This window comes from Curtobacterium sp. MCPF17_051, from assembly GCF_003234595.1.
Taxonomy (GTDB): Bacteria; Actinomycetota; Actinomycetes; order Actinomycetales; family Microbacteriaceae; genus Curtobacterium; species Curtobacterium flaccumfaciens.
The window spans coordinates 22157-47440 of record NZ_QKSE01000012.1; the positions used below are offsets into that span (position 1 = coordinate 22157).

Sequence of the window (25284 nt, forward strand, 5' to 3'; positions counted from 1 at the left end):
CGACACCGCCACGGGCCTCCAGTCCGTCCGGGGGTCGCTACTCGTACGCGGCGAAGCGCTCGAGGTCGGTCTCGGAACCCGAGACGATGATGACGTCGTCCTCACCGATGACGCTGTCCGGCGTCGCCGGTACGAACGGGTTGCCGGGCGGCTTGATGCCGAGCACGGTCAGGCCGAACCGGGTGCGGATCACGGTGGTGGCGAGGTCCTTGCCACGGACGGCGCGCGGCGGGAACATCTTGACCACGGCGAAGTCGTCGTCGAACTCGATGAAGTCGAGCATCCGGCCGGAGACCAGGTGCGCCGTGCGCTCGCCGGCCTCGCGCTCCGGGTAGACGACGTGGTTCGCGCCGATGCGGGACAGGATCGTGCCGTGCGAGCGGCTGATCGCCTTCGCCCAGATCTGCGGGACGCCGAGGTCGACCAGGTTCGCCGTGATGAGCACGCTCGACTCCAGGTCGCTGCCCGTGCCGACGACGGCGATGGCGAAGTCCTGCGCGCCGATCTGCCGGAGCGCGTCGATGTCGGTCGCGTCCGCCTGCACCGCGTGGGTGACCCGGTCGGACCACTTCTGCACCAGTCCGGCGTCGGTGTCGACGACGAGCACCTCGCGGTCCTGGCGTTCGAGCTGCCCGGCGGTGGCGGCCCCGAAGCGACCGAGCCCGATGACGAGGACGGGAGCGTCGTGGCTGATGGCACCGTGCTGGTGCGACGAACGGGTGCGGTCAGCCAACGATCGGCCTCTCCTCGGGACGGCGGAACAGTTGCCGGCTCTGGCTGGCGGCCAGGGCAGCGGCGATGGTCACTGTACCGACCCGGCCGAGGAACATGGTGGCGGCGAGCACGTACTTGCCCGATTCCGGCAGGTCCGCGGACACCCCGGATGACAGGCCGCACGTCGCGAACGCCGAGATCACCTCGAACAGCACCCGGTCGAGCGAGTCGTCGGTGATCTGCAGGAGCACCACGGTCGCGACGGCCACGATCGTGGCGCCCCAGAGCACGACCGCCACCGCGACGCGGAGCACGTCGCTCGGGATCCGGCGACCGAAGGCCTCCATGCTCTGGCGACCGCGGGCCTCGGCGACCGCGGCCAGGAACAGCACCGCGAGGGTCGTCACCTTGATGCCGCCGGCCGTCGAGGCGGATCCACCACCGATGAACATGAGCATGTCGGTCACGAGCAGGCTCGAGCCGTTGAGCTGGTCGAAGTCGACGAGCGAGAAGCCTCCCGAGCGGGTCATCGTCGACAGGAAGAGCGCCTGGAACGCGGTGCGCCCGGCGCCCTCTTCGCCGAAGGTCGTCGGGTTCGACGCCTCGAGCGCGATGTAGACGGCCGCGCCGCCGAGGAGCAGGACCGCGCTCGTCGCCAGGGTGAGCTTGACGTGGATCGGCCAGCGCCGCGGGGTGCGCAGCTGCTTCGTCAGGGCACGGATCACCGGGAACCCGATGGACCCGGCCACGACGCCGACCATCAGGAGTGACAGGAACCAGTAGTCGTGGGCGAACGGGTCGAGGCCGTCGGCGTTCGGGGCGAACCCGGTGTTCGTGAAGGCCATCGCCGCGTAGTAGAAGGAGTCGCCGACCGCGGTCCAGAACGGGATGCCGGCGATGAGCACCGACGGCAGGAGCAGCAGGCCGAGGACGATCTCGATCGACAGCGTGCTCACCGCCACGGTCGCGAGCAGGGTGCCGACCTCGCCGAGCCGGACGGCCTGTCCCTCGGGCACGGCGCCGTGGTGGGTGCGGAGCGGGTTCGAGTCGCCCGCCGCCATGAGCTTCGCGCGCAGGCCGAGCTTCCGGGTGACGAACAGGCCGAGGATCGACGCGAAGGTCAGCACACCGACCGCGCCGATCTGCGTGCCGATGACCACCAGGACCTTGCCGAACACCGACCAGTGCGTCGCCATGTCGACCGTGGACAAGCCGGTGACGCAGACCACCGAGGCCGCGGTGAAGAGGGCGTCCGCGAAGTGGGTGCTGCTGCGGTCCGCCGTGGCCCACGGCGTCATGAAGAGCACCGTGAACAGGAAGATCAGCGCGATGAACACGACGATCGCCAGTCGGGACGGCGACGAGCGCAGCACCGTCGCGATCCGGCTCGCTCGCCGTCGGCCGACACTCACGTGGTGCGGGATCGGCTCGGTTCGGTCGAGCATGCGTATGCCTCCGAGGACATGGGCCGGGACGGTTCGTCATGGTACATCCGTGGTGCCCCGGCTAGCCTTGCCCCATGGCCGACATCTTCTCCGTCGTGGCGGACCCGACCCGGCGCGAGCTGCTCGGCACGCTGTTGTCCGCCTACGGTTCGGACGTCACCGGCGGGGAGCTCAGCGTCGGCCAGCTCGTCGAACGCCTCGGGGTCAGCCAGCCCACGGTGTCGAAGCACCTGCGTGTCCTGCGCGACATCGGTCTCGTCACCAGTCGCGAAGAAGGGCAGCACCGCTACTACCGGCTCGACCCGGAGCCGCTCGTGCGCCTGGAGGACTGGGTCCTGCCGTTCACGGGCGCGGTCGACGCCGACGGCACCCCGGCCACCACGGCGTGGACGCCGGACGGCCAACCGGTGTCGATCCGCCGGAACGGCGCGGCCGGCAAGGCGACCGTCGAGGTGGGCACCGAACTCGGCCGTGTGATGGCCGAGGCGTCGTACCGGGCCACCGCGGCGATCTCCGGGGCACAGCAGGGCTGGGAGCGCGTCGTCGACCGCAGCCGCAAGCGCTTCACCCGCCGGGGCGACGAGGACTGAGTCTGCGCACGTGGCCTGGCGAGGACGCAGCACAGGCCGGGCGCACGCGGCGCGACTGATCCTGGACACCGGGTCGCACGCGCCTCTACAGTTGCCACTGACCACACAGGTCACACCACTCCCGTGCGCAGCGCGCGTGCGAGCCCCGAAGGCGGACCATGACCGGCAGTTTCGACGACGTGCGCTTCCTCACCGTCGCTGAGGTCGCCGAGATGATGCGCGTCTCGAAGATGACCGTGTACCGGATGGTGCACGCCGGGGAGCTCCCCGCCATCCGCTTCGGCCGCTCCTTCCGCGTCCCCGAGTCGGCCGTCGCCGACGTGTTGCGCGGTGGCGTGGCGGACGTCGGCTGAGCACGCGTTCGACATCACAGCGGGCAGCCGGTAGACTCGGGCAGGTTGATTTTCCGCGGTCTCTTCGGCCCGGTGTCCGTACATCAGCATCAGTCCGAGCGAGGTCCACATGGGTTCTGTCATCAAGAAGCGTCGTAAGCGCATGGCGAAGAAGAAGCACCGCAAGCTCCTTCGCAAGACGCGTCACCAGCGCCGCAACAAGAAGTAGACCCTCACAGGTCTGCGCAGGTCGGAGGACCTGCACGAGAAGCCCCGGTTCGCCGGGGCTTTCGCGTTCCCGGACTACGCTGGGACCATGCCCGCAGTGACGTTCCTGACGAAGCCCGGATGCCACCTCTGCGATGACGCCCGACCCGTGGTCGAACGCGTCGTCGCCGACCACCCGGGGGTCACCCTGCAGGAACGCTCGATCCTCGACGACGATGCCCTCCGCGAGGAGTACGCGGAGGACATCCCGGTCGTGCTGATCGACGGGCGCGTCCACAGCAACTGGCACGTCGACGCCGACCGGCTCGCACGTGCGCTCGAGAAGGCCGAGGCCCGCGCATGATCTCCCACGTCGTCTCCTGGTCCCTGCGTGCGGACCTCGACCGCACCGCGTCGATCGCCCGCATCCGCGAACTCCTGACCGGTCTGGTCGGCACCGTCGAGTCGATCCGCTCGCTCGAGGTCGTCGAGAACGTCGCGTACCCGGACAAGAACCACGACGTCGCGGTGGTCGCCACCTTCGACGACCTCGCCGGGCTCGACGCGTACCAGGTGCACCCGGAGCACCAGGCCGCGGCGGCGGCGATCCGCGAACTGGTCACGGCACGGGCCGCCATCGACTGGCAGAGCTGAGCCGGGCCTCCCGTCCGCTCGCTCGTCGATCCGTGAGCAGGAATGGTCGCCTCCCGCATCGGGAGGCGACCATTCCTGCTCATCATGTGCGCGCTGCGTCGCCGCGCGCCGGGACTACGGGGTCAGGCGCGTCGGGCCACGGAACAGGTACGTGACCTCGCGGATCGACGGCTCACCGAGCATGAGCATCAGCACGCGGGCGAGGCCCATGCCGAAGCCGCCGTGCGGCGGGACGCCGTAGCGGAAGAAGTCGAGGTACCAGCCGAGCTCCTCCGGGTCGAGGCCCTTCTCGACGGCCTGCGCCTCGAGCACTTCGACGCGGTGCTCACGCTGGGCGCCCGTGGAGATCTCGGCACCGTTGAAGATGAGGTCGTAGCTGTTCGTGACCGACGGGTCGCCGGGCTTGCGCATGTGGTAGTACGGCCGGATCGAGGCGTCGTACTCGGTGACGAACACGAACTCGGAGCCGTGGTGCTCCTTCGCCCAGGCGGCGACGCGGCGCTCGCCCTCGGGGTCCAGGTCACCGTCGGCGCGGACGACGTCGTAGCCGCTGTCGGCGACGATCTTGCGCGCCTCGGCCAGGGTCACGCGGGGGAACGGCGTCGCGGGGACCTGCAGCTCGAAGCCGAAGACCTCTTCGATGTCCTTGCCGTACTTCTCCTTGACGGCGGTGATGCCGGCGACCAGGACCTCTTCGTGCATCGCCATGACGTCCTCGTGGGACTCGATCCACGAGAACTCGGCGTCGACGCTGGTGAACTCGGTGGCGTGGCGACTCGTGAACGAGGGGTCGGCGCGGAAGGCGTCGGCGATCTCGAACACGGCGCCGAAGCCGGCCGGCTGCGCCATCTGCTTGAAGTTCTGCGGGGACTGCGCCAGGTAGGCGGTCGTCTCGAAGTACTCGAGCTGGAACAGCTCGGCGCGCGACTCGGACGCCGACGCCATCAGCTTCGGCGTGTGGATCTCGATGTAGTCGCGGTCGACCCAGTACGTGCGGAACGCGTGCTCCAGGGTCGTCTGGATGCGGAAGATCAGGTTCTGCTTGCGGTTGCGCAGGTCGAGGAAGCGCCAGTCGAGACGCTTGTCGAGCGACGAGTCGTCGGCGATCGGGGTCTCCGGGATCGCGGCGCTCACCACCTGCAGCGCACCGATCTTGACCTCGAGCCCGCCGAGCTTCACGCGCTCGTCGTGCTTCAGCGTGCCGGTGACGTGCACGAAGGTGCCGTGCGCCAGGCCGGAGATCTCGTTGGTGGTCGCGAGGGCGGACTGTGCGGCGTCGTCGCCGTCCTCGGCCTCGCGCGTCGCCGGGTTCACGAGCTGGACGGCGCCGGTCTCGTCGCGCAGCACGACGAACTGCACCTTCTTCTGGTCTCGGACGGTCTCGACCCATCCGGCCACGGAGACGGGACCGTCGGGGAGGGCTGCCAGGTCGGCGATGCGGGTGCGTTCGATCACGGTGGTCGAGTCTAACCGCCTGCGTCCGGGGGCGTGGGCGGCAGGGTTCCTCCCTCCACAGGGCCGCCTGCGTCCGGTGTTCTCCACCGAATGCCGGGAGGCCCGTGGCGGCGCGCGTGGACTCCGTAGCGTTCCCGACGTGGCCGGGTCGCGGGACGAGAGGGGGACCGGGTGGGGACGGGGACAGGGGAACTCGCGACCTGGCCGCCTGCGGCGGTCGCGACGGTGGTCGCGTCGTTGTTGGCGCTCGGCGGCACCACGACGGCGACGATCTGGTCGTTCATGCGGTGGCGGTGAGAGCAGCGCGCGATCGAGCGAGCGTACGTGTGGCAACAGGTCGTCTGGGCAGCCGAGATGGTCTCGTCTGACGACGTCGGCAAGGCCGAGATCGGTCGGATGGTGGCCGGCGCGATGTACGACATGCAGATTCATGGACGGGTCGATGATCCGGGTGTGAGTGTCCTGGTACGAACACTCGGACAAGAGGAGCGCGATGCAACGGATGTTCATGCACATGACGGGTGAAGAACGTCAACGTGCTCAGGCCCGGCTCAACCAGGTGATCCTCGACGCGTACCCGAAACGGAAGGCGCGGAAGATGATCGCCATGTTCGAGCGGGTGGAAGCCCGTCTGGAGTACACCCCGGAAGCAGCCGCCGAGGCCGAACGGCGATGGCTTGCGCGGTACGAGCGTTCAGGGGAGCGAAGCGCGGAGTGACCCGAGCGTGCCGATGAACTCCTCGGCCATGCCGGCCCGCTCGACGAGCTTGGCGTGACGGGCTCGGGCGTCCTCGAGGTACGCGTCGAGGCGGGCCGCCAGCGCCGGTTCGTCCTCGGGGTCCTTCGTCGCGAGGGCGTCGACCACGCGGAGCAGCTCGGCCATCTCGTCGAGCGTGAACCCGAGCGGCTTCATCCGGCGGATCACGAGCAACCGTTCGAGGTCCTGCGCCGTGTAGACCCGGAACCCGCCGGTGGTGCGGCCGCTCGGTACGAGCAGCCCGACCTCGTCGTAGTGCCGGATGGTGCGCAGGGACATGCCGGCGCGGTCGGCGAGTTCGCCGATGTGCATCGTGTCGGGGACGTCGCTGGTGTTCACGGCGTACGACTCTACCCTCACGTGAGGGTAGAGTTCCGATCGATGTCCGTGATCACACACGCGCCGACGGCCCCGAGCGTCCTCGCCGCCCTCCGCTCGCCCCGCATGCTCACCCGAGAGGTACTGGCCGGCATCGTCACCGCGCTGGCCCTCATCCCCGAGGCGATCTCGTTCTCCGTCGTCGCCGGCGTCGATCCGGCGGTCGGTCTGTTCTCGAGCGTCGTCATCGCGATCGTGATCTCGATCGTCGGTGGTCGCCCGGCGATGATCTCGGCCGCAGCCGGCTCGGTGGCCCTCGTCATCGCCCCGCTCGTCCGGGAGCACGGGATCGAGTACCTGGTGCCCGCGATCGTGCTGGGTGGCGTGTTCCAGCTCGTGCTCGGGTTCCTCGGGGTGGCACGGCTGATGCGCTTCATCCCGCGCAGCGTCAACGTCGCGTTCGTGAACGCCCTGGCCATCCTCATCTTCACCGCCCAGCTGCCGAACCTGCTCGGCGACGACGTCCCGTTCGTCGTCTGGCCGCTGACCGTTCTCGGCATCGCGATCATCGTCGGCTTCCCGTTCCTGACGAAGGCGATCCCCGCACCGCTCATCGCGGTCGTCGTCGTCACCGGCCTCACGATGGTGTTCAGCATCGCCGTGCCGACGGTCGGCGACGAGGGCGCCCTGCCGACGGCGCTCCCGGGCTTCGGCGGCATCACGACGCCGTTCACCTTCGAGACGCTGCAGATCATCGCCCCGTACGCGTTCGGCGTCGCGATCGTCGGCCTGATCGAGACTTTGCTCACCGCGCAGCTCGTCGACTCCATCACGGAGACGGGCTCGAGCAAGTGGCGCGAGTCGTGGGGTCAGGGCGTCGCGAACATCGCGTCCGCCTTCTTCGGTGGGACCGGCGGCTGCGCGATGATCGGCCAGACGGTGATCAACGTGAAGACCGCGGGTGCCCGGACCCGCGTCTCGACCTTCGCGGCCGGGGTCTCGGCGCTGGTCCTGACGATCGTGCTCCACGACCTCGTGGCCCAGATCCCGATGGCGGCACTGACGGCGGTCATGCTCATGGTCTGCGTCGCGACCTTCGACTGGCACAGCATCCGACCGCGCACCCTCCGACGCATGCCGCTCGGCGAGACCGCGGTCATGCTCGTCACCGTCGTCGTGGTCGTCGTGACCGAGAACCTCGCCACCGGGGTGCTCGTCGGCGTCGTCGTGGCGGCCCTGGTCTTCGCCCGACGGGTGGCGCACGTGGTGACCGTGGTCCGCGAGCCGGTCGACGACCGCACCGTGCGGTACCGGGTCCGCGGGGCGCTGTTCTTCGCCTCGTCGAACGACCTCGTCACACGGTTCTCCTACGCCGAGGACCCCGAGCACGTGATCATCGACCTGGCCGACGCGCACGTGTTCGACGCGTCCACGGTCGCAGCGCTCGACGGGGTCGAACAACGGTTCGCGAAGCACGGGTCGACCGTCGAGGTGGTGAACCTCGACACGGGGTCGATCGCGCTGCACGGACGGCTCTCCGGCGAGCTCGGCGGCTGAGCGCTTCCGCATCCGGTGAATCCCCTGAGGGGGCGGTGGGAACCACGGGGCGACCTACACTGGAACCCATGCCCGCGACCCGTCTCCACCTCGTCCGGCACGGAGAGGTGCACAACCCGGGCCGCGTCCTCTACGGCCGGCTCCCGGGCTTCGGGCTGAGCGAACTCGGCACCCGGATGGCCCAGGCCTCCGCCACGGCATGGAAGGACGCCGGCGTCGACGTGCGTCGGATCGTCGCGTCCCCGCTGCAGCGCACGCAGGAGTCCGCCGCACCCTGGTCGGCCGCCTACGGGCTCGACGTGACGCTCGACGAGCGCCTGATCGAACCGACGAACCGCTACGAGGGGCAGCCCCCCGGGTTCACGAAGCGCTCACTCGGCCGCCCGGCGGAGTGGCCGTGGATCGCGAACCCGCTGCGTCCCAGCTGGGGCGAGGCGTACGAGTCGATCGCCAACCGCATGCTCGCGGCCATGGCCACGGCGTGGGAGAGCGTGGACGAGGGCGACGTCGTCCTGGTCAGCCACCAGCTGCCGATCTGGATGGTCCACCGGAAGCTCGCGGGGGAGCCCCTGTGGCACGACCCGCGCAAGCGCCGCTGCGACCTGTCGAGCATCACCACCGTCGAACGTGTGCCCGCCACGTCGACCGGTCGGTTCACCGAGGTCGGGTACGCGGACCCCGCGCAGGAACTGCGCGCGACCGCCGTCGACGAAGGAGCAGTGTGAACAGCACGAGCAGTGCGCGCGTCATCAGCAAGCGGTTCGCGGTCCTCGCAGCCACGGCCGTGGCCGCCGTCCTCGTCCTGTCCGGCTGCTCGTCGGACAGCGGCGGCATCGCGAAGCAGTACGGCAACGGCACGACCCAGAACTACATCTCCGGTGACGGCGCCGTGACCGAGGTCTCCGCGAAGGACCGCACCGACCCGGTCACCTTCCGGGCCGAGGACTCGAACGGTGACACCGTCTCGTCGAAGGACCTCCGTGGCAAGGTCGTCGTCCTGAACTTCTGGTACGCCAGCTGCCCGCCGTGCCGTGCCGAGGCGAAGTACCTCAACCAGGTCCACGACGACTACGCCGACGCCGACGACGTCGCCTTCATCGGTGTCAACGTGCGTGACGAAGCAGCGACCGCGGCCGCCTTCGAGCGCACCTTCGACGTGCAGTACCCGACCGTCCTCGACCAGCGCACGGGCACGATGCAGCTGGCGATGTCCGGGCAGATCGCACCGAACGCGGTGCCCGCCACGATCGTCCTCGACACCAAGGGGCGCGTCGCTGCCCGGGTCCTCGGCGCGATCGACGGCACGAGCATCCTGAAGACCCTGGTCAGCGACGAGCTCGACGCCGGCAAGGCCTCCTGACCCGTGACCTCCAACCCCTTCGCCGACGCGATCCTGAGCGGCCAGATGGCCGTGGCGCTGCCCGTGGCGGCGCTCGCCGGGCTCGTGTCGTTCCTGTCCCCGTGCGTGCTGCCGCTCGTTCCGGGGTACCTCGGGTACGTCGGCGGTGTCGCCGAGGGCGGGCAGCGTCGGGGCCGTGTGGTGCTCGGCGTGCTGCTGTTCATCGCCGGGTTCACCGCGGTGTTCGTGGCGTACACCACCGTGTTCGGGGCGCTCGGCTTCTGGCTCGTCCGCTGGCGCGACCTCATCACGCAGGTCCTCGGGGTCGTCGTGATCGCGATGGGCCTGGTGTTCGTCGGTCGGTTCACGTTCCTGCAGCGCACCATCAAGCCCGGTTGGACCCCGGCCACCGGGCTCCTCGGCGCCCCCCTGCTCGGCATCGTGTTCGGCCTCGGCTGGACCCCGTGCCTCGGCCCGACCCTGGCGGCCATCAACCTGCTCAGTGTCCAGTCGGGCAGCGCCTGGCAGGGCATGTGGCTCGGGGTGGCGTACTGCCTCGGGCTCGGCATCCCGTTCGTCCTCGTCGCCCTCGGCGCCGGCTGGGCCACGGGGGCCATCGCGGCGGTGAAGCGTCACATGCGCACCGTCAACATCATCGGAGGAGCGATCCTGATCGTCATCGGTCTGCTCATGGTCACCGGTATCTGGTCGGCCGTCATGTCGAGCGTCGGGGCGGTGATCCAGAGCTTTGTCCCCGCGGTCTGACCTCAACGAGCACATCCCGACGGGCGCAGGCGACGGGGCCGACAGCGCCTCCGACCCGCAGCGACCGTCCGACCACGTCGACGGCTCCGGCCCCACCGACGGCGGCGTCAACCAGCCGAGGCTGGGTTTCGTCGGGTACCTCCGGTTCTTCTGGCGGCAGCTGACGAGCATGCGCACGGCGCTGTTCCTGCTCATGCTGCTCGCCCTCGCGGCGATCCCGGGCTCGCTCGTCCCGCAGCGCACCGCCGACCCGAACGGCGTCGTGCAGTACAAGGCGGACCACCCGCAGCTCTACCCGGTCCTCGACAAGCTCCAGGTCTTCGACACCTACACCTCGGTGTGGTTCTCCGCGATCTACCTGCTGCTCTTCATCTCGCTCATCGGCTGCATCGTGCCCCGCACGAAGCACCACTGGCAGGCACTGCGGACACGTCCGCCGAGGACCCCGGCGCGCCTGGCGCGACTGGCGGGCTTCCGCACCGTGACGGTGCAGCCGGACGCGATGATCGACGGGACGACCGGGATCGACGCGACCACGGGCCTCCCGTCCGCCGAGCACGCGGTGACGCGCGCGATGGCGATCCTGAAGCGGTCCGGGTACCGCGTCGAGCGGTTCGGCGACTCGGTGAGCGCGGAGCGCGGCTACCTGCGCGAGACCGGCAACCTGGTGTTCCACGCCGCCCTCGTCGGCGTGCTCCTGGCGGTCGGCGTCGGCGGCGGTTTCGGCTTCACCGGACAGCGCCTGCTGGTCGAGGGTCAGACGTTCTCGAACGTGCTCGGCTCGTACGACTCGTTCAACCCCGGCCGCTGGTTCCAGCAGACCGACCTGAAGGGCTACAACCTCCGGCTCGACAAGTTCGTGACGAAGTACGAGGAGCGCAACCTCGACGCCCTCGGCCAGGCGCTCGACTACTCGGCCACCGTCACGAGCACCGAGAAGGGCGGCGAGCCGAAGACGAGCCGCCTCGGTGTGAACGAACCGCTGCACGTCGGGGGTACGAACGTCTACCTGCTCGGCAACGGCTACGCGATGCAGGTCACGGTGCGCGACGGCGACGGCGACGTGGCGTTCAAGGACGTCGTGCCGTTCCTGCCGGAGGACGCGAACTACACCTCCACCGGCGTCATCAAGGTGCCGGACGCGAAGCCGGACCAGCTCGGCATGGTCGGGTTCTTCTACCCCACCGCGTCGAAGCTCGCGAGCGGCGCGTACTCGAGTGCCTACCCGGACACCCAGAACCCGCTGTTGACGCTGCAGGTCTACACGGGCGACCTCGGGCTCGACAGCGGTGTGCCGCAGAGCGTGTACACGCTCAGCACCAAGGGTCTCGACCAGATCGCCGGACGGCAGTCGGACACCGCGAGCATCGCGCTCGAGCCCGGCCAGACGAAGAAGCTGCCTGAGGGCGCCGGGTCGATCACCTTCGACGGCGTCAAGCGGTACGTCTCCCTCGACGTCCACCACGACCCCTCGCAGCTCTGGGTGGGCGGGTTCGCCCTGCTCTCCACCCTCGGTCTGCTCACCTCGCTGTTCGTCCCGCGCCGCCGCGTCTGGGTGAAGGTCGTCCCGCGTCGCGACGCGCAGGACGGCGAGTACGACCTCGAGTACGCCGGACTCGCGCGCGGCGAGGACCCGAACCTCGAACGGGCCGTCGCGGACATCGCACAGCGCCACACGTCGGACCTCGGAGTTAGGATGCCCCAGTGAACGACATGACCACGAACCTCGCGACCTACTCGGTCGTGCTCACGTACTCCGCGATGGCGGTGTACGTGGTCGCGTTCATCTCGTTCGCCCTCGACATGGCCAAACGCTCCGGCGAGGTCACGGCCGCCGCGAAGGACGCGGGCGCCGACGACAGCTCGGCCGACGCGGCCAGCGCCGCGTCGGCACGCGGAGCGAAGACGGTCGCGACCGTCCGCGGCGGCACCGTCGTGCTCGAGCGGGTCGCCGCACCGCCGTCGGGTGGCTCGGCCGGCCGCGGCACGAAGTTCGAGCGCGTCGGCATGGCGATGACGATCCTCGCGCTCGTCCTGCACGTGGCCTCGGTCGTCCTGCGCGGCATCGCGGCCGACCGTGTGCCGTGGGGCAACATGTTCGAGTTCTCGCTGACCGGCACGGCGCTGATCACCCTGATCTTCCTGCTCGTGCAGTTCTGGCAGAACCTGAAGTTCCTCGGTGTCTTCATCACCGGCCTGACGATCATCCTGCTCGGCATCGCGACGGTGAACTACTGGGTCCCCGTCGTCCCGCTGCAGCCGGCCCTGCAGTCGTACTGGCTCGTCATCCACGTCTTCGTGGCGATCGCCGGCACCGGGTTCTTCGCGCTCGGCGCGGGGCTCGCGGTGGCACAGCTCGTGCAGACGTACCGCCAGGGCCGCACGGCCTCCGGCAAGCTCCGCTTCATGGCGACGCTGCCCGACGCCGACCGGCTCGAGGTCCTGACCTACCGCGTCCTGCTCGTCGGTTTCGTCCTCTGGACCTTCACCCTCATCGCCGGTGCGATCTGGGCCGAACGCGCCTGGGGTCGGTACTGGGGCTGGGACACGAAAGAGGTCTGGACCTTCATCATCTGGGTCGTCTACGCGGGCTACATCCACGCCCGTGCGACCCGCGGATGGCGCGGTGCGCGGTCGTCCTGGCTGGCCCTCATCGGCTTCGCCGCGGTGATGTTCAACTTCTCGGTCGTGAACGTCTTCTTCAAGGGCCTGCACAGCTACTCGGGTCTGTGAGCACCACGGGTCGCTGACGCGGCCCTGGTCGCGATCACGACCGGACGGGAGGCACGGTGCCAGCTGGCACCGTGCCTCCCGTCCGTCGCGCGGCCGCGTGCAAGGCCAGGAAGACGCCGTCGTGTTGGTGGGACGCCGCGTTGTCGACGACACGCCGCTGATCTCGGCGGCGTCTCGATGACTCGGCGGCGTCTTGCGGAGACGCCGGCGTCTTGCGGAGACGACGGCGTCTTGCGGAGACGACGGCGTCTCGTGAGGACGCGGCGCCTGCGCTACCCGGCGGCGGCGAGCAGGGCGTGCACGCGCGCCACCCGCTCACGCCACCACGCCGTGCGCTCCGGCGACGCGGCGTGCCGGTCCACCAGCTCCCGCGCGACGTCGACCCGGCGCACCGGCACCCGACCGCCGACCGGCAGCAGCGGAGCGGCCGTGACGTCCCCGGCGAACATCGCAGCAGTCCCGAGCCCTGCGGCGTACCCGGGGGTCATCGCCGCGGCGGCCAGGAACGCGCCCATCCCGAGCCCGACCGAGGTGTCGAGCGCGCTGGAGACGACACACGGCAACCCGGCGTCGGCGATGACGCCACGGGCCGCGGTGATCCCGCCGAGCGGCTGGGCCTTCACGACCAGGACGTCGGCGGCACCGGCCCGTGCGACGGCGAGGGGGTCGCTCGCCTTCCGGACGCTCTCGTCCGCGGCGACCCGGACCCCGAGGCCGCTGACGCGCGACCGGAGCTCGGCGAGTTCGGGCACCGTCGCACAGGGCTGCTCGGCGTACTGCAGGTCGAACGGTGCGAGCCGCTCCAGTGCCGCGGCGGCCTGCTCGACGCTCCACAGCCCGTTCGCGTCCACCCGGACCGCGGCCTCGGGCCCCATCACCCGGCGGACTGCGGCGACACGGGCGACGTCGTCGTCGACGGTCGTGCCGGGCTCCGCGACCTTGACCTTGGCGGTGGTGCAGCCGGGGTACCGAGCGAGCAGGTCGGCGACGTCGTCGGCGGCGATCGCCGGGACGGTGGCGTTGACCGGCACGGAGTCGGCGGCCGGTTCGTGGTCCGTCCACCCGAAGTCGACGGTGGCCCGCAGCCAGGCGGCGGCCTCGGCGTCGTCGTACTCGACGAACGGCGAGAACTCGGTCCAGCCTGCGGGGCCGCGCAGCACGACCGCCTCGCGCGTGGTGATGCCGCGGAACCGCACCCGCATCGGCAGGGCCACCACGTGGGCGTCGGCGAGGAGTTCGGCGAGGTCGGGGAGCACGTCCGCCATCCTCCCACCGCACCCAGGGGGCCTGCCGGTTCCTCGGAGGGGACCGCCAGGGCGGGGCACTAGCATGCATCGGTCGGCCTCGGTCGGCGAGGGGAACGACCCGGAACGATGGAGGCTCGGTGGCGGTGGATCCGCGGCAGCGCGCAGCACAGCAGCGCGCATCGCAGCGCCCGTCCGACCCGTCGAGCGCCGCAGCCCGACCGGTGGCCGGAGCTCGTCCGGCGGCCGGAGCCCGACCGGCAGCGGCAACCGCAGGCCGTCCGGCAGCGGGCGCTCGACCCGCGGCAGCCCCCGGGCGCGATCCCGACGACTTCGCCCGCCTCATGCAGCGCAACACCGTCGACGTGCGGCAGACGGCTGCCACGAAGCGCCGCAACCCCGTCGTCGGCAAGATCGCACTCGGCCTCGCCGTCGTCTCCGCCGCGGTCGACGCCAGTGCCTTCGCCGTCTTCATGGGCGGTGACACGAACTTCGCCTTCGGGATCTGCTTCGTCGTCGTGTTCCTGACGCTCATCGCCGCCGTGCTCGGGTTCGTCGCCGCCGTCGGCTCGTTCGGACGCTGGTACGGCGCCGTCGGGGTCGTCCTGGCGTTCTTCGCGAACCCCGTGATCCTCATCGTGATCATGGTGTTCGTCGCGCCGGAGATCCTGACCGACATGGGCGCCTGACCCGCCAGACGCCCGGCGGTACGTTGGGAGCATGGCTGCTCCCGTCTCCGACCTGTTCGACCCCGACGTCTGGACCACCGCTCCGATCGCGGAGCAGTTCACCGACATCACGTACCACAAGCACGTCTCCAAGGGCATCGTCCGGGTCGCCTTCGACCGTCCCGAGGTCCGCAACGCCTTCCGCCCGCGCACGGTCGACGAGCTCTACCGCGCTCTCGACGACGCCCGGCAGGACCCCCGTGTCGGCGTCGTGCTGCTCACCGGCAACGGCCCGAGCCCGAAGGACGGCGGGTGGGCGTTCTGCTCCGGCGGCGACCAGCGCATCCGCGGGCGGAGCGGCTACCAGTACGTCGGCGACGAGGGCGCACCGCCGGAGGGCGTCGACCCCGCGGCCGCGCAGGCGTCGATGGGGCGGCTGCACATCCTCGAGGTCCAGCGCCTGATCCGGATGATGCCCAAGGTCGTCATCGCGGTCGTCCCCGGCTGGGCTGCGGGCGGTGGGCACTCCCTCCACGCGATCTGCGACCTCACCATCGCGAGCGCCGAGCACGGGAAGTTCAAGCAGACCGATGCCGACGTCGGCTCGTTCGACGGCGGCTACGGCAGCGCCTACTACGCCAAGCAGATCGGGCAGAAGTTCGCCCGCGAGGTCTTCTTCCTCGCCCAGGAGTACTCCGCCCAGCGCGCGTACGAGATGGGTGCGGTGAACGCCGTGGTCCCGCACGCCGACCTGGAGCGTGAGGCGATCCGCTGGGGCGAGATCGTGCTCGGCAAGTCCCCGACGGCGATCCGGATGCTCAAGTACGCGTTCAACGCCGTGGACGACGGCATGGTCGGCCAGCAGGTGTTCGCGGGCGAGGCGACGCGGCTGGCCTACGGCACCGACGAGGCGGTCGAGGGTCGCGACTCGTTCCTCGAGAAGCGCGCTCCCGAGTGGACCGCGTTCCCCTGGCACTACTGATGCCCCGTCCGCTGGTCGCGACCGGCACGTCGGACCCGACGGCCGTGCTGCGCGCTCTGGAGGCAGCACTCGCCGGCGGCCCCGCACTGCTCCCCGTCGCCGAGGGGGCTCCGGCACTGCCGACGCCACCGCCGGCGGAGGTCCGTCAGGCGGTCGCCCTGGTGGTCGAGACGAGCGGGTCCACCGGCACCGGCAAGCGCGTGGCGCTCTCGTCCGAGGCGCTCCTCGCCGGTGCCGCCGCGGCGGACGCGGCACTCGGTGGGCCCGGGCGCTGGGTGCTCGCACTGCCGACGCACTACATCGCCGGCATCAACGTCCTGACCCGCTCGATCACCGCGGGCACCGAACCCGTCGTCGTGCCACCCGGGCACTTCGCGGCCGCCGCGTTCTCCGAGGCGGCCGAACGGCTCGTAGCCGGTCCGGCTGCGCCGCGTCGCTACACCTCGCTGGTGCCGGTGCAGCTCGCCCGTGTCCTCGACGACCCGGACGCCACGCGTGCGCTCGCCCGGTTCGACGCGGTCCTGGTCGGCGGGCAGGCCACCCCGGCGCCGCTCCGGCAGCGGGCGCTCGACGCCGGGGTCCGGATCGTGACGACGTACGGTGCGAGCGAGACGAGCGGTGGATGCGTGTACGACGGCGTCCCGTTCGGCACGGTGCGCACCGCGCTGGTCGACGGCGAGCTGCACCTGGCCGGGCCGATGCTCGCCGAGGGGTACCTCGACGACGACGCCCGCACGGCGTCGGCCTTCGTCGAACGGGACGGGCTGCGCTGGTACCGGACCGGGGACACCGCGACCCTGTCCGACGGGGTGGTCCGCGTGCTCGGACGCCTCGACGACGTGGTGATCTCCGGCGGCGAGAAGGTCCAACTCGGTGCGGTCGAACGGCTCGTCCGCGGACTCCCCGGGCAGGAGAGCGCCGTCGTCGTGCGGCGCTCGGCGGGGGAGTGGGGCGAGGTCCCGGTCGTCGTCACCGAGCAGCCGCTCGACCTCGACACCGTGCGTACCCACGTCGGAGCCACCCTGGGGCGTGCCGCCCGCCCGGCCGACGTGGTCCTGGTGGACCGGATCCCGATGCTGCCGTCGGGCAAACCCGACCGTCGGGCCGTGCAGGCGCTCGTCGACCCGGTCCGCTCGTAGGACCGCGAGCGGCCGGGCGTTCGCATCGGCAATAAGATCGGTGCTCGTGGCACGAACGAAGAACTCGACGCAGAAGCAGGGCCGGTCCGGCAACCCGGCGAAGGCCGCTGCCCCCGCCCGCACCAAGCGGAAGGCGACCGCGCGCGACTGGATCGGCGGCGCACGCCTGCGCACCCTGACCCTCGGTGTCGTCCCGGTCGTGCTCGGCACCGCCGTCGCGTTCGTCGACAGCGGGGAGTCCGGCGACTTCGGCGACTACCTGGCGAAGGACGGCCACCTCGCGGTCGCGCTGCTCGCCCTGGCCGTGGCGCTGTTCCTGCAGATCGGCGTGAACTACAGCAACGACTACTCCGACGGCGTCCGCGGCACCGACGAGTACCGCGTCGGCCCGGCACGACTCACCGGAGCCGGCCTGGCCAAGCCCCGGACCGTGCTCACCGTCGCCCTGACGTTCTTCGGCCTGGCCGCGGTCGCCGGCCTGGTCATCGTGCTGCTCACCCAGCTGTGGTGGCTGCTGCTCGTGGGCGCTGCCGCCATCGTCGCCGCCTGGTTCTACACCGGCGGCAAGAAGCCGTACGGGTACAACGCCCTCGGCGAGGTCTTCGTCTTCGTCTTCTTCGGATTGGTCGCCGTGCTCGGCACCCAGTTCGTGCAGATCCGCGAGGTCACGGTCAGCGGCTGGGCAGCCGCGGTGGCCGCCGGGTTCTTCGCCTGCGCGGTCCTGATGGTCAACAACATCCGCGACATCGACGAGGACCAGCTGGCGGGCAAGCGCACGCTCGCCGTGGTCGTCGGTCGTCCGGTGGCCCGCGTCCTCTACGGCCTGTTCCTGATGCTGCCGTACGTCGTGCTGCTCTGGTTCGTGCTGCTGTACTTCCGCACGGGCTTCACGTACTTCTCGCTGCTGCTGGCCCTGCCGGCACTGGCGATCGGGGTGTCGTCACGGAAGCCCCGCGAGCTCATCACGGCCCTGCAGCTGTCGTCGTTCGCCTCGCTCGCCTTCGGCGTGGTGCTCGGGATCACCCTGGCCGTCCAGCCGTAGCCGTTCCTGCTGCTCGACCGGACGGCCCCGCGTCCGGGGTCAGTCGGCGTCGGTGTCCCGGCGCGCTCCGTGCCGGTCGGCGTCAGACACCGGTCGGTCGGTCGGGGTGGCCGCGGCGTCGGAGTCGGCGGCGTCGACGAAGTCGTCCTCGAAGTCCGAGTCGGCGTCGCGCTCCGGGGTGCCGCGGCGGTTCGCCAGGCTCAGGGCCACCTGCGTGCGCAGTCCGGACAGGGCGATGTACGAGATGAGCAGGCCCACCAGGGCGGCCACGATCGTCGCCCAGTACCACGGCATCGGCGTCAGGAGCAGGAGGAGCACGAGCGCCACCACGAAGATGCCGAGCCGAGCCAGGGTGTACAGGAGCCACGCTTTCACACGGTGAGTCTACGGAGCGCCGACCGGCAGGGGCATCACAGGGTCGCGACCTAGACTTCACCGCATGGTCCGCTTGTGGTTGATCGTCGCCGTGGCCGCCGTCGCCTTCACGGTGTACGCGGCCATCGACTGCGGCACGATGCCCCGTCAACGCGTCCGTTCCCTGCGTCGCGGCGTGTGGCTCCTGCTCGTCATCATCCTGCCCGTCGTCGGCGGCGTCCTCTGGTTCCTGCTCGGTCGCACCCCGGCGGCCGACCCCGGTGCCTCGGCCCGGTACCGTGGACCCGAAGACGACCCGGACTTCCTCGGCACCACGCCGGAGCCGGGCGCCACCCTCACGGACAAGGACCAGGACGACGCGACCCTCCGAGACCTCGAAGACCAGTTCCACGAGCGCGACGACGACGGCCGCACCGATCGCTGACGGCCCCGTCGGTTCGGGCAGCCCGGCGACGGACACCGCGCTCGCCCTCCTGCAGGAACTCGTGCGTGCCGGCGTCACCGACGTCGTGGTGAGCCCCGGTTCGCGTTCCCAGGCGCTCGCACTCGCGGCGGTCGCCCTGGAACGCGCCGGTGGGCTGACCGTGCACGTGCGGTTGGACGAACGGACCGCAGGGTTCTTCGCACTCGGGCTCGCGGTCGAGACGCACCGACCCGCAGCGGTGGTGACGACGTCGGGCACCGCGGTGGCGAACCTGCACCCCGCCGTGCTCGAGGCGCACCACTCCGGCGTGCCGATGATCGTGCTGAGCGCCGACCGCCCCGACGAACTGCGCGGCATCGGCAGCAACCAGACCACCGTCCAGCCGGGGATCTTCGGCCAGGCCGTCACCTTCGTCCGCGACGTCGAGGCCCCGTCGGCGCACGGCGTCGACGCCTCGGTCCGCGACACCCTGCGCACCCTCGCCCGACAGGCCGTCGCCGCCGCAGCGGGGCACACCGGGCAGCCCGGTCCCGCGCAGCTCAACGTCGCGTTCCGTGAGCCGCTGTCCGCCGGGCTCGCCCCGGAGCACGTCACTCCCGTCCCGGACGACGAGGTCGACCTGGCGTTCGCCACCCGCCGGGAGCACACCGGTCTGCCGGTCGCCGAACTCACCCCGGACGACGAACCGGGCACCGTCGTCATCGCCGGGCACGACGCCGGCGAGGACGCCGAGCGGATCGCCTGGGAACTCGGGGCGCCGCTCCTCGCCGAGGTCTCGAGCGGCGCGCGCTTCGGCCGCAACCTGGTCGTGGCCTACCGCGAACTGCTGCGCGACCCGGACCACGGCGGCGCGGTCCGCCGGGCCGTCGTGCTCGGCCACCCGACCCTCAGCAGGGAGATCCCCGCGCTCCTGCAGCGCGACGGGGTCGAGACGATCGTGGTCCGCGGACCGGCGGCCGACCCGTTCGACCCGGCCCGCGCCTCCCGACCGGACGCCGCCACCACCTTCGTGTCCGACGTCCGCGTGACGGGCCGCACCCGGCCGGAGCACCGCGCGTGGGTCGGCCGCTGGGTCGGCTCCAGCCGGCGGATCCTGGGGGACGGCGACGCCGGTCCGGACCTCGACGCCAAGCGCTCCGCCGACCGCGCCGAGCGGAACAAGTTCCTGCGTGACGAGGTCGCGCTCCGTCGCCGACCCGTCGACCGGGCCATGCTCGCCGACGCCGTCTGGGGGGTGACCTGGCCGCACGACCGGCTCGTCCTCGGGGCGTCGCAGCTCATCCGTGAAGCCGACGCCCGGGTGCTCGGCAAGAAGATCCGGGTGCACGCGAACCGTGGGCTCGCCGGCATCGACGGCACCGTCTCGACCGCACTCGGCATCGCCGCGGCGCTCGAGCAGTCCTCCGCCTCGGTGGGCACCACACGCGTGCTCCTCGGCGACCTGACGCTGCTGCACGATCTCGGAGCGTTCGTCACCGGCACCGAGGAACGCACCCACCGGGTGCAGGTCGTCGTCGGCAACGACCACGGCGGCGCGATCTTCCGCGGGCTCGAGGTGGCGAAGACCACGCCGGAAGCCGACATGCGGCGGATGATGTCGACCCCGCAGCACGTCGACGTCGAGCGGGTCGTCACGGGCCTCGGGTGGGAGTACCGCCGGGCGGCGACGTGGGGTGACCTCGAGCGGGTGCTCACCGACCCCGCCGAGCGGGTCGTGATCGAGGTCCCGCTGGCGGACTGACCGGCGAGCGGCGAGCGGCGACCGGCGAACGCGCGGCTGCGCGGCTGCGCGACTGCGCGACTGCGCGACTGCGCGGACCGCCGTCGCGGCGGCTGCCTCAGGCCAGCGCGTCGGTGATCGGCCGGAACTTCAGGGCAGTCTCGGCGACCTCGCGCGCCGGCTCCGAACCGGCGACGATCCCGGCCCCCGCCCAGGCCCGGACGGTGCCGTCGTCGTCGATCCGGGCGCTGCGGAGCGCGAGCATCCACTCGCCGTCACCCGTCGCGCTCATCCAGCCGACCGGCCCGGCGTAGCGGCCGCGGTCGACGCCCTCGAGCTCGGCGACCAACCGCACGGCCACGTCCGTCGGGGTGCCGGCGACCGCGGCCGTCGGGTGCAGGGCGTCGGCGACGTCCAGGGACGTGGTGTCGGGCGGCAGCGTGGCCTGCACGTCGGTCGCCAGGTGCCACAGGTTCGGTAGCTGCAGCCGGAACGGTTCGGCGTCGGCGCGCAGGTCCGTCGCGAGCGGGGCGAGGGCCGCGAGCAGGCTGTCGATCGCGAAGGTGTGCTCCTCGACGTCCTTGCCACTGCTGGCCAGGGCCTCGGCGGCGGCCCGGTCGGACACCTCGTCGGCACCCCGGGCGGCGCTGCCGGCGAGCACCCGTGCGGTCAACCGCGTGCCGTCGGTGCGGGCGAGGGTCTCGGGGGTGGCGCCGATCAGGCCGTCCACCGCGAAGGTCACGCACTGCGGGTAGGCGGCCGCGAGGTCGAGCAGGACCGCCCGTCGATCGGCTCCCGGCGGCAGCGTGCCGACGAGGTCCCGGGCGAGCACGACCTTGCGGGCGCTCCCGTCCACGATGCGGCGGACGGCCTCGGACACGTTGGCGGCGTAGGTGTCCTCGTCGATGTGCCCGGGACGCAGCGCCACGGAGACGTGCGGCCCGACGTGGGGGACCGGGACCGAGGTCCGGGTGAAGGCCAGGGGCTCCGCGCCGAGCGTCGTGTCGATCGCGGTCAGCCAGGCCTTGCCGCGCCGCCGACCGAGGACCACCCGGGGCACGATGAGCACGCTCTCGTCGGCGGAGTCGTCGGCGAAGGCGAACGACCCGAACGCGACGAGCCCCGAACCGCGCAGCTGCACCGGGTCGTCGACGACGGCGGTCTCGACGACGCTGCGCCAGAGGGCCGCGGCGTCACGCATCCGGTCCGGGCCGGTGAACGTGAACCGGAGCGCCTCACCGATGCCGACGATGCCGTCGCCGTTGCGGACGAAGGCGAGGGGACGGTCGCGGAGCGTGTGGCGGAGGACGGCGCCCGGGTCGTCGAGGATCCGGGTCGAGACCGTCAGCGGGGGCGCCGCCGTGGTGGTTCGGGTCACGGCTCCGATGCTACGCGCCGATCCCGCACCGCCCGGGTGGCTGCGAGTCCGGTGAACCCTCGGTCGGGACCTCTAGGATTGACGCTGTGAGCAGAGCGGACCTGAACAAGCGCCCGGACGAGGTGGCGGCGATGTTCGACGACGTCGCGGCCAAGTACGACCTCACGAACGACATCCTGTCGGCGGGCAACGCCCCGCTGTGGCGTGTCGCCACGGTCCGCGCGGTCGACCCGCAGCCCGGCGAGAAGGTCCTCGACATCGCCGCGGGCACCGGGACCAGCGCAGCGGCCTTCGCCAAGAAGGGCGCCGAGGTCACCGCGCTCGACCTGTCCGCCGGCATGATCGCCGTCGGCCGTGAACGCCACCCCGAGATCACCTTCGTCGAGGGCGACGCCGAGCAGCTGCCCTTCGACGACGACACGTTCGACGCCGTCACGATCTCGTTCGGGCTGCGCAACGTGAACGACCCGAAGCAGGCGCTCGCCGAGATGCTGCGCGTCCTGAAGCCCGGTGGCCGCGTCGTCATCTGTGAGTTCTCGACGCCGCCCCGCGCCCTGCTGCGCTTCGGCTACGGCACCTACCTGAAGCGCGTGCTCCCGGGCATCGCGCGGCTCTCGAGCAGCAATCCGGCTGCCTACCGCTACCTCGCCGAGTCGATCGACGCGTGGCCCGACCAGCAGGTGCTCACCCAGTGGCTCCGCGGTGTCGGCTTCTCGGTGGTCGCCTACCGCAACCTGACGGCCGGTATCGTCGCACTGCACCGTGGCCGCAAGCCCGTCGCCGACACGGTGCGCGAGTCCGCGGCACGGCGTGCGAAGGCCCGCCGTGACCACCAGAACACCGGCGAGCAGCCGCGCGTCGACCCGGCCGCCGACTGACCGGTACCACCCCCGAAGACGGAGCAGCACTTGAATCCGAGCGTCCCGGTCGCACGTCGCGCGCCGAGCCTGCGCGCATCGCTGGGCATCGGCGAACGGTTGTTCGCCACGCCCGCCGACCGACGCTTCATCTCCGCGGTCGACGACGGGCTCGAACTCGTCGAGCAGGGGCTCGAGGACGCCATGCGCTCCACCGACACCCTCGCCGACACCACCAGCCGGTACCTGCTGTCCGCCGGCGGCAAGCGCATCCGTCCGACCCTGACGCTCCTCATCGCCCAGCTCGGTGACGGCGTGACCGACGCCGTGGTCAAGGCCGCGGTGAGCATCGAGACCACGCACCTGGCGTCGCTGTACCACGACGACGTCATGGACGAGGCGCCCGTCCGCCGCGGGGTCCCCGCCGCGCAGATCACCTACGGCAACAACGTGGCGATCCTGACCGGTGACCTGCTCTTCGCCCGCGCCAGCCTGATCACGGCCGACCTCGGCACCGAGGGCATCCGGATGCAGGCCGAGACCTTCCAGCGCCTCTGCATGGGGCAGCTGCACGAGACCACGGGGCCGCAGCCGGACGACGACCCGCTCGAGCACTACATCCAGGTGCTCAGCGACAAGACCGGTTCGCTCATCGCCACCGCCGCCCGCGCCGGCGTGATGTTCTCCGGTGCCGACCGCGCCTACCTCGACGCCGTCGGTACCTTCGGCGAGAAGGTCGGCGTGGCCTTCCAGCTCGTCGACGACGTCATCGACCTCGCCCCCGCGACGGACAAGACCGGCAAGATCGCCGGCAACGACCTGCGCGCCGGCGTGGACACCCTGCCGGTCCTGCAGCTGCGCCGGATGGCCGCGACCGATCCATCCGCGCAGCACCTGGTCGAGCGCATCGAGCGCGACGTCAACGGTGCGCCCGACGACGTGGTCGACTCCGCGCCGTACCAGTCGGCCGTCGCCGCGCTCCGCGAGCACGAGGCCACCGCGGCGACCCGCGCCGTCGCCGTCGCCTGGGCCCGCGAAGCCGTCGCCGCCCTCGCCCCGCTCCCCGACGGCACCGTGAAACGGGCACTCACCCGCTTCGCGGACTCCGTCGTCGACCGAAGCCGCTGAACACCCCTCCCGACACGGCACGCCACGGCGGCCTGGTCGGGAGGCCCCGGGAACCCCCACCCGAACGAACTGGAGACGATCAGTGCCCACCCTCCGACTCGCCATCGTCGGCGCCGGCCCGGCCGGCATCTACGCCGCGGACATCCTGCTGCGCGAGGCGCACGGCTACGACGTGTCGATCGACCTGTTCGAGCAGCTCCCCGCGCCCTACGGTCTGGTCCGGTACGGCGTCGCCCCCGACCACCCGCGCATCAAGGGCATCATCAACGCCCTGCGCGACGTCCTCGACCGCGGTGTCGTCCGGCTGTTCGGCAACGTCCGCTACGGCGAGGACATCACCCTCGAGGACCTCAAGAAGCACTACAACGCGGTCGTGTTCTCGACCGGCGCGATCAAGGACGCCGACCTCGACATCCCCGGCGTCGACCTCGACGGCTCGTACGGCGCAGCCGAGTTCGTGAGCTGGTTCGACGGCCACCCGGACGTCCCGCGCACCTGGCCGCTGAACGCCGAGAGCGTCGCGGTCATCGGCGTCGGCAACGTCGCCCTCGACGTCTCGCGCATCCTGGCGAAGCACGCCGACGACCTGCTGCCGACCGAGATCCCCGCGAACGTGTACGAGGGCTTGCAGGCATCGCCGGTCACGGACGTGCACGTCTTCGGTCGCCGCGGTCCGGCACAGGTGAAGTTCACGCCGCTCGAGCTCCGCGAGCTCGGCGAGGTCCGTGACGTCGACATGGTGGTCTACGACGAGGACTTCGACCACGACGAGGCCTCGAAGACCGCGATCGCGACGAACAAGCAGGTCATGGTGATCAACCGTGTCCTCGAGCAGTGGCGCACGCGCGAGGTCGGCCAGGCCAGCCGCCGGCTCCACCTGCACTTCTACGCGAAGCCGATCGAGTTCGTCGGCGACGAGCAGGGCAAGCTGACCGCCATCCGCTACGAGCGCACCCGTCCGAACGGCGAGGGCGGTGTCGAGGGCACCGGCGAGATCCGCGAGATCCCGATCCAGGCGGCGTACCGCGCGGTCGGGTACTTCGGTTCCCCGCTGCCCGGTCTGCCGTTCGACGAGCGGCACGGTGTCATCCCGAACCACGAGGGCCAGGTCCTCGACGACGACAACCAGCAGATCCCCGGGGTGTACGCCACCGGCTGGATCAAGCGCGGTCCGGTCGGTCTCATCGGGCACACGAAGTCCGACGCGATGGAGACCGTGCAGCACATCGTCAACGACCAGGCGAGCTGGTGGACCCCGGAGGACCCGTCCGACGAGGCGATCCCGGCGCTGCTCCGCGAGCGCGGTGTCGAGTACACCGACCTCGAGGGCTGGCACCACCTCGACACCCACGAGCAGGCGCTCGGGGCGGCCGACGGGCGCGAGCGCATCAAGGTGGTGCCGCGCGACGAGATGATCGACGTCTCGCTCGGACGCGTCGACACCCCGACGAGCTGACGAAC

The 25284-nt window shown here is 71.2% G+C and carries 30 protein-coding genes; 23 read left to right on the plus strand and 7 right to left on the minus strand.

The window, feature by feature from the left end:
- Nucleotides 1-37: 37 nt before the first annotated feature.
- Complete coding sequence (locus DEJ35_RS10700) at nucleotides 38-733, minus strand: TrkA family potassium uptake protein (RefSeq protein WP_216852501.1); 696 nt, start codon at nucleotides 731-733, stop codon at nucleotides 38-40.
- Complete coding sequence (locus tag DEJ35_RS10705) at nucleotides 726-2159, minus strand: TrkH family potassium uptake protein (protein ID WP_111192708.1); 1434 nt, start codon at nucleotides 2157-2159, stop codon at nucleotides 726-728. The genes DEJ35_RS10700 and DEJ35_RS10705 overlap by 8 nt, the downstream gene beginning before the upstream one ends.
- 74 nt (nucleotides 2160-2233) lie before the next feature.
- Here DEJ35_RS10705 and DEJ35_RS10710 point away from each other — a divergent pair, with 74 nt between their 5' ends.
- From DEJ35_RS10710 to DEJ35_RS10730, 5 genes are all read left to right on the plus strand, one after another.
- Nucleotides 2234-2749: a helix-turn-helix transcriptional regulator gene (locus DEJ35_RS10710; RefSeq protein WP_110861584.1), complete on the plus strand. Its 516-nt coding sequence runs from the start codon at nucleotides 2234-2236 to the stop codon at nucleotides 2747-2749.
- A 158-nt stretch (nucleotides 2750-2907) separates the two neighbouring features.
- The gene (locus DEJ35_RS10715) at nucleotides 2908-3102 is read left to right on the plus strand and encodes a helix-turn-helix domain-containing protein (protein WP_017888579.1); all 195 of its coding nucleotides are present in this window, start codon (nucleotides 2908-2910) and stop codon (nucleotides 3100-3102) included.
- Between the two features lie 109 nt (nucleotides 3103-3211).
- A complete protein-coding gene (locus DEJ35_RS10720) occupies nucleotides 3212-3310 on the plus strand; it encodes a 30S ribosomal protein bS22 (RefSeq protein WP_003792170.1) in 99 nt (32 codons plus the stop codon).
- Between the two features lie 87 nt (nucleotides 3311-3397).
- Entirely contained in the window at nucleotides 3398-3652 is a 255-nt protein-coding gene (locus DEJ35_RS10725) for a glutaredoxin family protein (RefSeq protein ID WP_111192709.1), read from the plus strand.
- Nucleotides 3649-3942, plus strand: a complete 294-nt coding sequence (locus tag DEJ35_RS10730; RefSeq protein ID WP_111192710.1) for a Dabb family protein — start codon at nucleotides 3649-3651, stop codon at nucleotides 3940-3942. Before DEJ35_RS10725 ends, DEJ35_RS10730 begins: the two co-directional genes overlap by 4 nt.
- 114 nt (nucleotides 3943-4056) lie before the next feature.
- Here the strand turns inward: DEJ35_RS10730 and aspS are convergent, their stop codons facing one another.
- On the minus strand, nucleotides 4057-5397 hold the full coding sequence (aspS, locus tag DEJ35_RS10735; protein ID WP_111192711.1) for an aspartate--tRNA(Asn) ligase: 1341 nt from the start codon (nucleotides 5395-5397) through the stop codon (nucleotides 4057-4059).
- 171 nt (nucleotides 5398-5568) lie between these two features.
- Between aspS and DEJ35_RS17585 the strand changes: the two genes are divergently transcribed.
- Genes DEJ35_RS17585 through DEJ35_RS10740 form a run of 3 tightly spaced genes read left to right on the plus strand, consistent with a single transcriptional unit; the run spans nucleotide 5569 to nucleotide 6115 of the window.
- Nucleotides 5569-5694 carry a hypothetical protein gene (locus DEJ35_RS17585; RefSeq protein WP_258378466.1) on the plus strand — a complete coding sequence of 42 codons (126 nt, stop codon included), beginning with the start codon at nucleotides 5569-5571 and terminating at the stop codon, nucleotides 5692-5694.
- A 27-nt stretch (nucleotides 5695-5721) separates the two neighbouring features.
- Nucleotides 5722-5922, plus strand: coding sequence for a hypothetical protein (locus tag DEJ35_RS17295; RefSeq protein WP_181435567.1), 201 nt, complete (start codon nucleotides 5722-5724; stop codon nucleotides 5920-5922).
- On the plus strand, nucleotides 5891-6115 hold the full coding sequence (locus tag DEJ35_RS10740) for a hypothetical protein (protein ID WP_146238573.1): 225 nt from the start codon (nucleotides 5891-5893) through the stop codon (nucleotides 6113-6115). The genes DEJ35_RS17295 and DEJ35_RS10740 overlap by 32 nt, the downstream gene beginning before the upstream one ends.
- On the opposite strand, the gene DEJ35_RS10745 is transcribed toward DEJ35_RS10740, so the two are convergent.
- On the minus strand, nucleotides 6092-6493 hold the full coding sequence (locus DEJ35_RS10745; RefSeq protein ID WP_372440230.1) for a MerR family transcriptional regulator: 402 nt from the start codon (nucleotides 6491-6493) through the stop codon (nucleotides 6092-6094). The two genes, DEJ35_RS10740 and DEJ35_RS10745, sit on opposite strands and share 24 nt — an antisense overlap.
- A gap of 42 nt (nucleotides 6494-6535) precedes the next feature.
- Here DEJ35_RS10745 and DEJ35_RS10750 point away from each other — a divergent pair, with 42 nt between their 5' ends.
- The 6 genes from DEJ35_RS10750 to ccsB all read left to right on the plus strand — a co-directional run bounded on the left by DEJ35_RS10750 (nucleotide 6536) and on the right by ccsB (nucleotide 12866).
- Nucleotides 6536-8029 carry a SulP family inorganic anion transporter gene (locus DEJ35_RS10750; protein WP_111192713.1) on the plus strand — a complete coding sequence of 498 codons (1494 nt, stop codon included), beginning with the start codon at nucleotides 6536-6538 and terminating at the stop codon, nucleotides 8027-8029.
- A gap of 68 nt (nucleotides 8030-8097) precedes the next feature.
- Nucleotides 8098-8754: a histidine phosphatase family protein gene (locus DEJ35_RS10755; RefSeq protein WP_111192714.1), complete on the plus strand. Its 657-nt coding sequence runs from the start codon at nucleotides 8098-8100 to the stop codon at nucleotides 8752-8754.
- Nucleotides 8751-9389: a TlpA disulfide reductase family protein gene (locus DEJ35_RS10760; protein ID WP_110861570.1), complete on the plus strand. Its 639-nt coding sequence runs from the start codon at nucleotides 8751-8753 to the stop codon at nucleotides 9387-9389. Before DEJ35_RS10755 ends, DEJ35_RS10760 begins: the two co-directional genes overlap by 4 nt.
- Before the next feature lie 45 nt (nucleotides 9390-9434).
- A complete protein-coding gene (locus tag DEJ35_RS10765) occupies nucleotides 9435-10133 on the plus strand; it encodes a cytochrome c biogenesis CcdA family protein (RefSeq protein ID WP_110861628.1) in 699 nt (232 codons plus the stop codon).
- Nucleotides 10117-11841: a cytochrome c biogenesis protein ResB gene (locus DEJ35_RS10770; RefSeq protein WP_258378467.1), complete on the plus strand. Its 1725-nt coding sequence runs from the start codon at nucleotides 10117-10119 to the stop codon at nucleotides 11839-11841. Before DEJ35_RS10765 ends, DEJ35_RS10770 begins: the two co-directional genes overlap by 17 nt.
- Before the next feature lie 5 nt (nucleotides 11842-11846).
- Entirely contained in the window at nucleotides 11847-12866 is a 1020-nt protein-coding gene (ccsB, locus tag DEJ35_RS10775; RefSeq protein WP_111192743.1) for a c-type cytochrome biogenesis protein CcsB, read from the plus strand.
- A gap of 272 nt (nucleotides 12867-13138) precedes the next feature.
- Here ccsB and DEJ35_RS10780 read toward each other — a convergent pair whose 3' ends face one another.
- Nucleotides 13139-14131, minus strand: coding sequence for an o-succinylbenzoate synthase (locus tag DEJ35_RS10780; RefSeq protein ID WP_111123259.1), 993 nt, complete (start codon nucleotides 14129-14131; stop codon nucleotides 13139-13141).
- A 125-nt stretch (nucleotides 14132-14256) separates the two neighbouring features.
- Between DEJ35_RS10780 and DEJ35_RS17455 the strand changes: the two genes are divergently transcribed.
- Genes DEJ35_RS17455 through DEJ35_RS10800 form a run of 4 tightly spaced genes read left to right on the plus strand, consistent with a single transcriptional unit; the run spans nucleotide 14257 to nucleotide 17941 of the window.
- Nucleotides 14257-14799 (plus strand): hypothetical protein, encoded by a 543-nt coding sequence (locus tag DEJ35_RS17455; protein WP_220036889.1) that lies wholly within the window; start codon nucleotides 14257-14259, stop codon nucleotides 14797-14799.
- 31 nt (nucleotides 14800-14830) lie between these two features.
- Complete coding sequence (locus DEJ35_RS10790) at nucleotides 14831-15760, plus strand: 1,4-dihydroxy-2-naphthoyl-CoA synthase (protein ID WP_071406303.1); 930 nt, start codon at nucleotides 14831-14833, stop codon at nucleotides 15758-15760.
- Nucleotides 15760-16899, plus strand: coding sequence for an AMP-binding protein (locus DEJ35_RS10795; protein WP_111090307.1), 1140 nt, complete (start codon nucleotides 15760-15762; stop codon nucleotides 16897-16899). Before DEJ35_RS10790 ends, DEJ35_RS10795 begins: the two co-directional genes overlap by 1 nt.
- Before the next feature lie 40 nt (nucleotides 16900-16939).
- A complete protein-coding gene (locus DEJ35_RS10800) occupies nucleotides 16940-17941 on the plus strand; it encodes a 1,4-dihydroxy-2-naphthoate polyprenyltransferase (RefSeq protein WP_110861560.1) in 1002 nt (333 codons plus the stop codon).
- A gap of 39 nt (nucleotides 17942-17980) precedes the next feature.
- Here DEJ35_RS10800 and DEJ35_RS10805 read toward each other — a convergent pair whose 3' ends face one another.
- The gene (locus DEJ35_RS10805; RefSeq protein WP_111192716.1) at nucleotides 17981-18316 is read right to left on the minus strand and encodes a DUF4229 domain-containing protein; all 336 of its coding nucleotides are present in this window, start codon (nucleotides 18314-18316) and stop codon (nucleotides 17981-17983) included.
- Nucleotides 18317-18380: 64 nt separating this feature from the next.
- Between DEJ35_RS10805 and DEJ35_RS10810 the strand changes: the two genes are divergently transcribed.
- Nucleotides 18381-18740, plus strand: coding sequence for a PLD nuclease N-terminal domain-containing protein (locus DEJ35_RS10810; RefSeq protein ID WP_110861556.1), 360 nt, complete (start codon nucleotides 18381-18383; stop codon nucleotides 18738-18740).
- A gap of 49 nt (nucleotides 18741-18789) precedes the next feature.
- Nucleotides 18790-20481, plus strand: a complete 1692-nt coding sequence (gene menD, locus DEJ35_RS10815) for a 2-succinyl-5-enolpyruvyl-6-hydroxy-3-cyclohexene-1-carboxylic-acid synthase (RefSeq protein ID WP_309147150.1) — start codon at nucleotides 18790-18792, stop codon at nucleotides 20479-20481.
- Nucleotides 20482-20578: 97 nt separating this feature from the next.
- On the opposite strand, the gene DEJ35_RS10820 is transcribed toward menD, so the two are convergent.
- Nucleotides 20579-21838 carry an isochorismate synthase MenF gene (locus DEJ35_RS10820; protein WP_111123263.1) on the minus strand — a complete coding sequence of 420 codons (1260 nt, stop codon included), beginning with the start codon at nucleotides 21836-21838 and terminating at the stop codon, nucleotides 20579-20581.
- 86 nt (nucleotides 21839-21924) lie between these two features.
- Between DEJ35_RS10820 and DEJ35_RS10825 the strand changes: the two genes are divergently transcribed.
- The 3 genes from DEJ35_RS10825 to DEJ35_RS10835 all read left to right on the plus strand — a co-directional run bounded on the left by DEJ35_RS10825 (nucleotide 21925) and on the right by DEJ35_RS10835 (nucleotide 25279).
- Nucleotides 21925-22716: a demethylmenaquinone methyltransferase gene (locus tag DEJ35_RS10825; protein ID WP_017888622.1), complete on the plus strand. Its 792-nt coding sequence runs from the start codon at nucleotides 21925-21927 to the stop codon at nucleotides 22714-22716.
- A 30-nt stretch (nucleotides 22717-22746) separates the two neighbouring features.
- Entirely contained in the window at nucleotides 22747-23823 is a 1077-nt protein-coding gene (locus DEJ35_RS10830) for a polyprenyl synthetase family protein (protein ID WP_027466355.1), read from the plus strand.
- 82 nt (nucleotides 23824-23905) lie between these two features.
- On the plus strand, nucleotides 23906-25279 hold the full coding sequence (locus tag DEJ35_RS10835) for an FAD-dependent oxidoreductase (protein ID WP_111192717.1): 1374 nt from the start codon (nucleotides 23906-23908) through the stop codon (nucleotides 25277-25279).
- Nucleotides 25280-25284: the final 5 nt, after the last annotated feature.

Coding starts and splice junctions, on each gene's coding strand:
- DEJ35_RS10705 (WP_111192708.1), bottom strand. CDS start 2,159: ATGCTCGACCGAACCGAGCCGATCCCGCACCACGTGAGTGTCGGCCGA.
- DEJ35_RS10710 (WP_110861584.1), top strand. CDS start 2,234: ATGGCCGACATCTTCTCCGTCGTGGCGGACCCGACCCGGCGCGAGCTG.
- DEJ35_RS10715 (WP_017888579.1), top strand. CDS start 2,908: ATGACCGGCAGTTTCGACGACGTGCGCTTCCTCACCGTCGCTGAGGTC.
- DEJ35_RS10720 (WP_003792170.1), top strand. CDS start 3,212: ATGGGTTCTGTCATCAAGAAGCGTCGTAAGCGCATGGCGAAGAAGAAG.
- DEJ35_RS10725 (WP_111192709.1), top strand. CDS start 3,398: ATGCCCGCAGTGACGTTCCTGACGAAGCCCGGATGCCACCTCTGCGAT.
- DEJ35_RS10730 (WP_111192710.1), top strand. CDS start 3,649: ATGATCTCCCACGTCGTCTCCTGGTCCCTGCGTGCGGACCTCGACCGC.
- DEJ35_RS10740 (WP_146238573.1), top strand. CDS start 5,891: ATGCAACGGATGTTCATGCACATGACGGGTGAAGAACGTCAACGTGCT.
- DEJ35_RS10750 (WP_111192713.1), top strand. CDS start 6,536: ATGTCCGTGATCACACACGCGCCGACGGCCCCGAGCGTCCTCGCCGCC.
- DEJ35_RS10755 (WP_111192714.1), top strand. CDS start 8,098: ATGCCCGCGACCCGTCTCCACCTCGTCCGGCACGGAGAGGTGCACAAC.
- DEJ35_RS10765 (WP_110861628.1), top strand. CDS start 9,435: ATGGCCGTGGCGCTGCCCGTGGCGGCGCTCGCCGGGCTCGTGTCGTTC.
- ccsB (WP_111192743.1), top strand. CDS start 11,847: ATGACCACGAACCTCGCGACCTACTCGGTCGTGCTCACGTACTCCGCG.
- DEJ35_RS10780 (WP_111123259.1), bottom strand. CDS start 14,131: ATGGCGGACGTGCTCCCCGACCTCGCCGAACTCCTCGCCGACGCCCAC.
- DEJ35_RS10790 (WP_071406303.1), top strand. CDS start 14,831: ATGGCTGCTCCCGTCTCCGACCTGTTCGACCCCGACGTCTGGACCACC.
- DEJ35_RS10795 (WP_111090307.1), top strand. CDS start 15,760: ATGCCCCGTCCGCTGGTCGCGACCGGCACGTCGGACCCGACGGCCGTG.
- DEJ35_RS10810 (WP_110861556.1), top strand. CDS start 18,381: ATGGTCCGCTTGTGGTTGATCGTCGCCGTGGCCGCCGTCGCCTTCACG.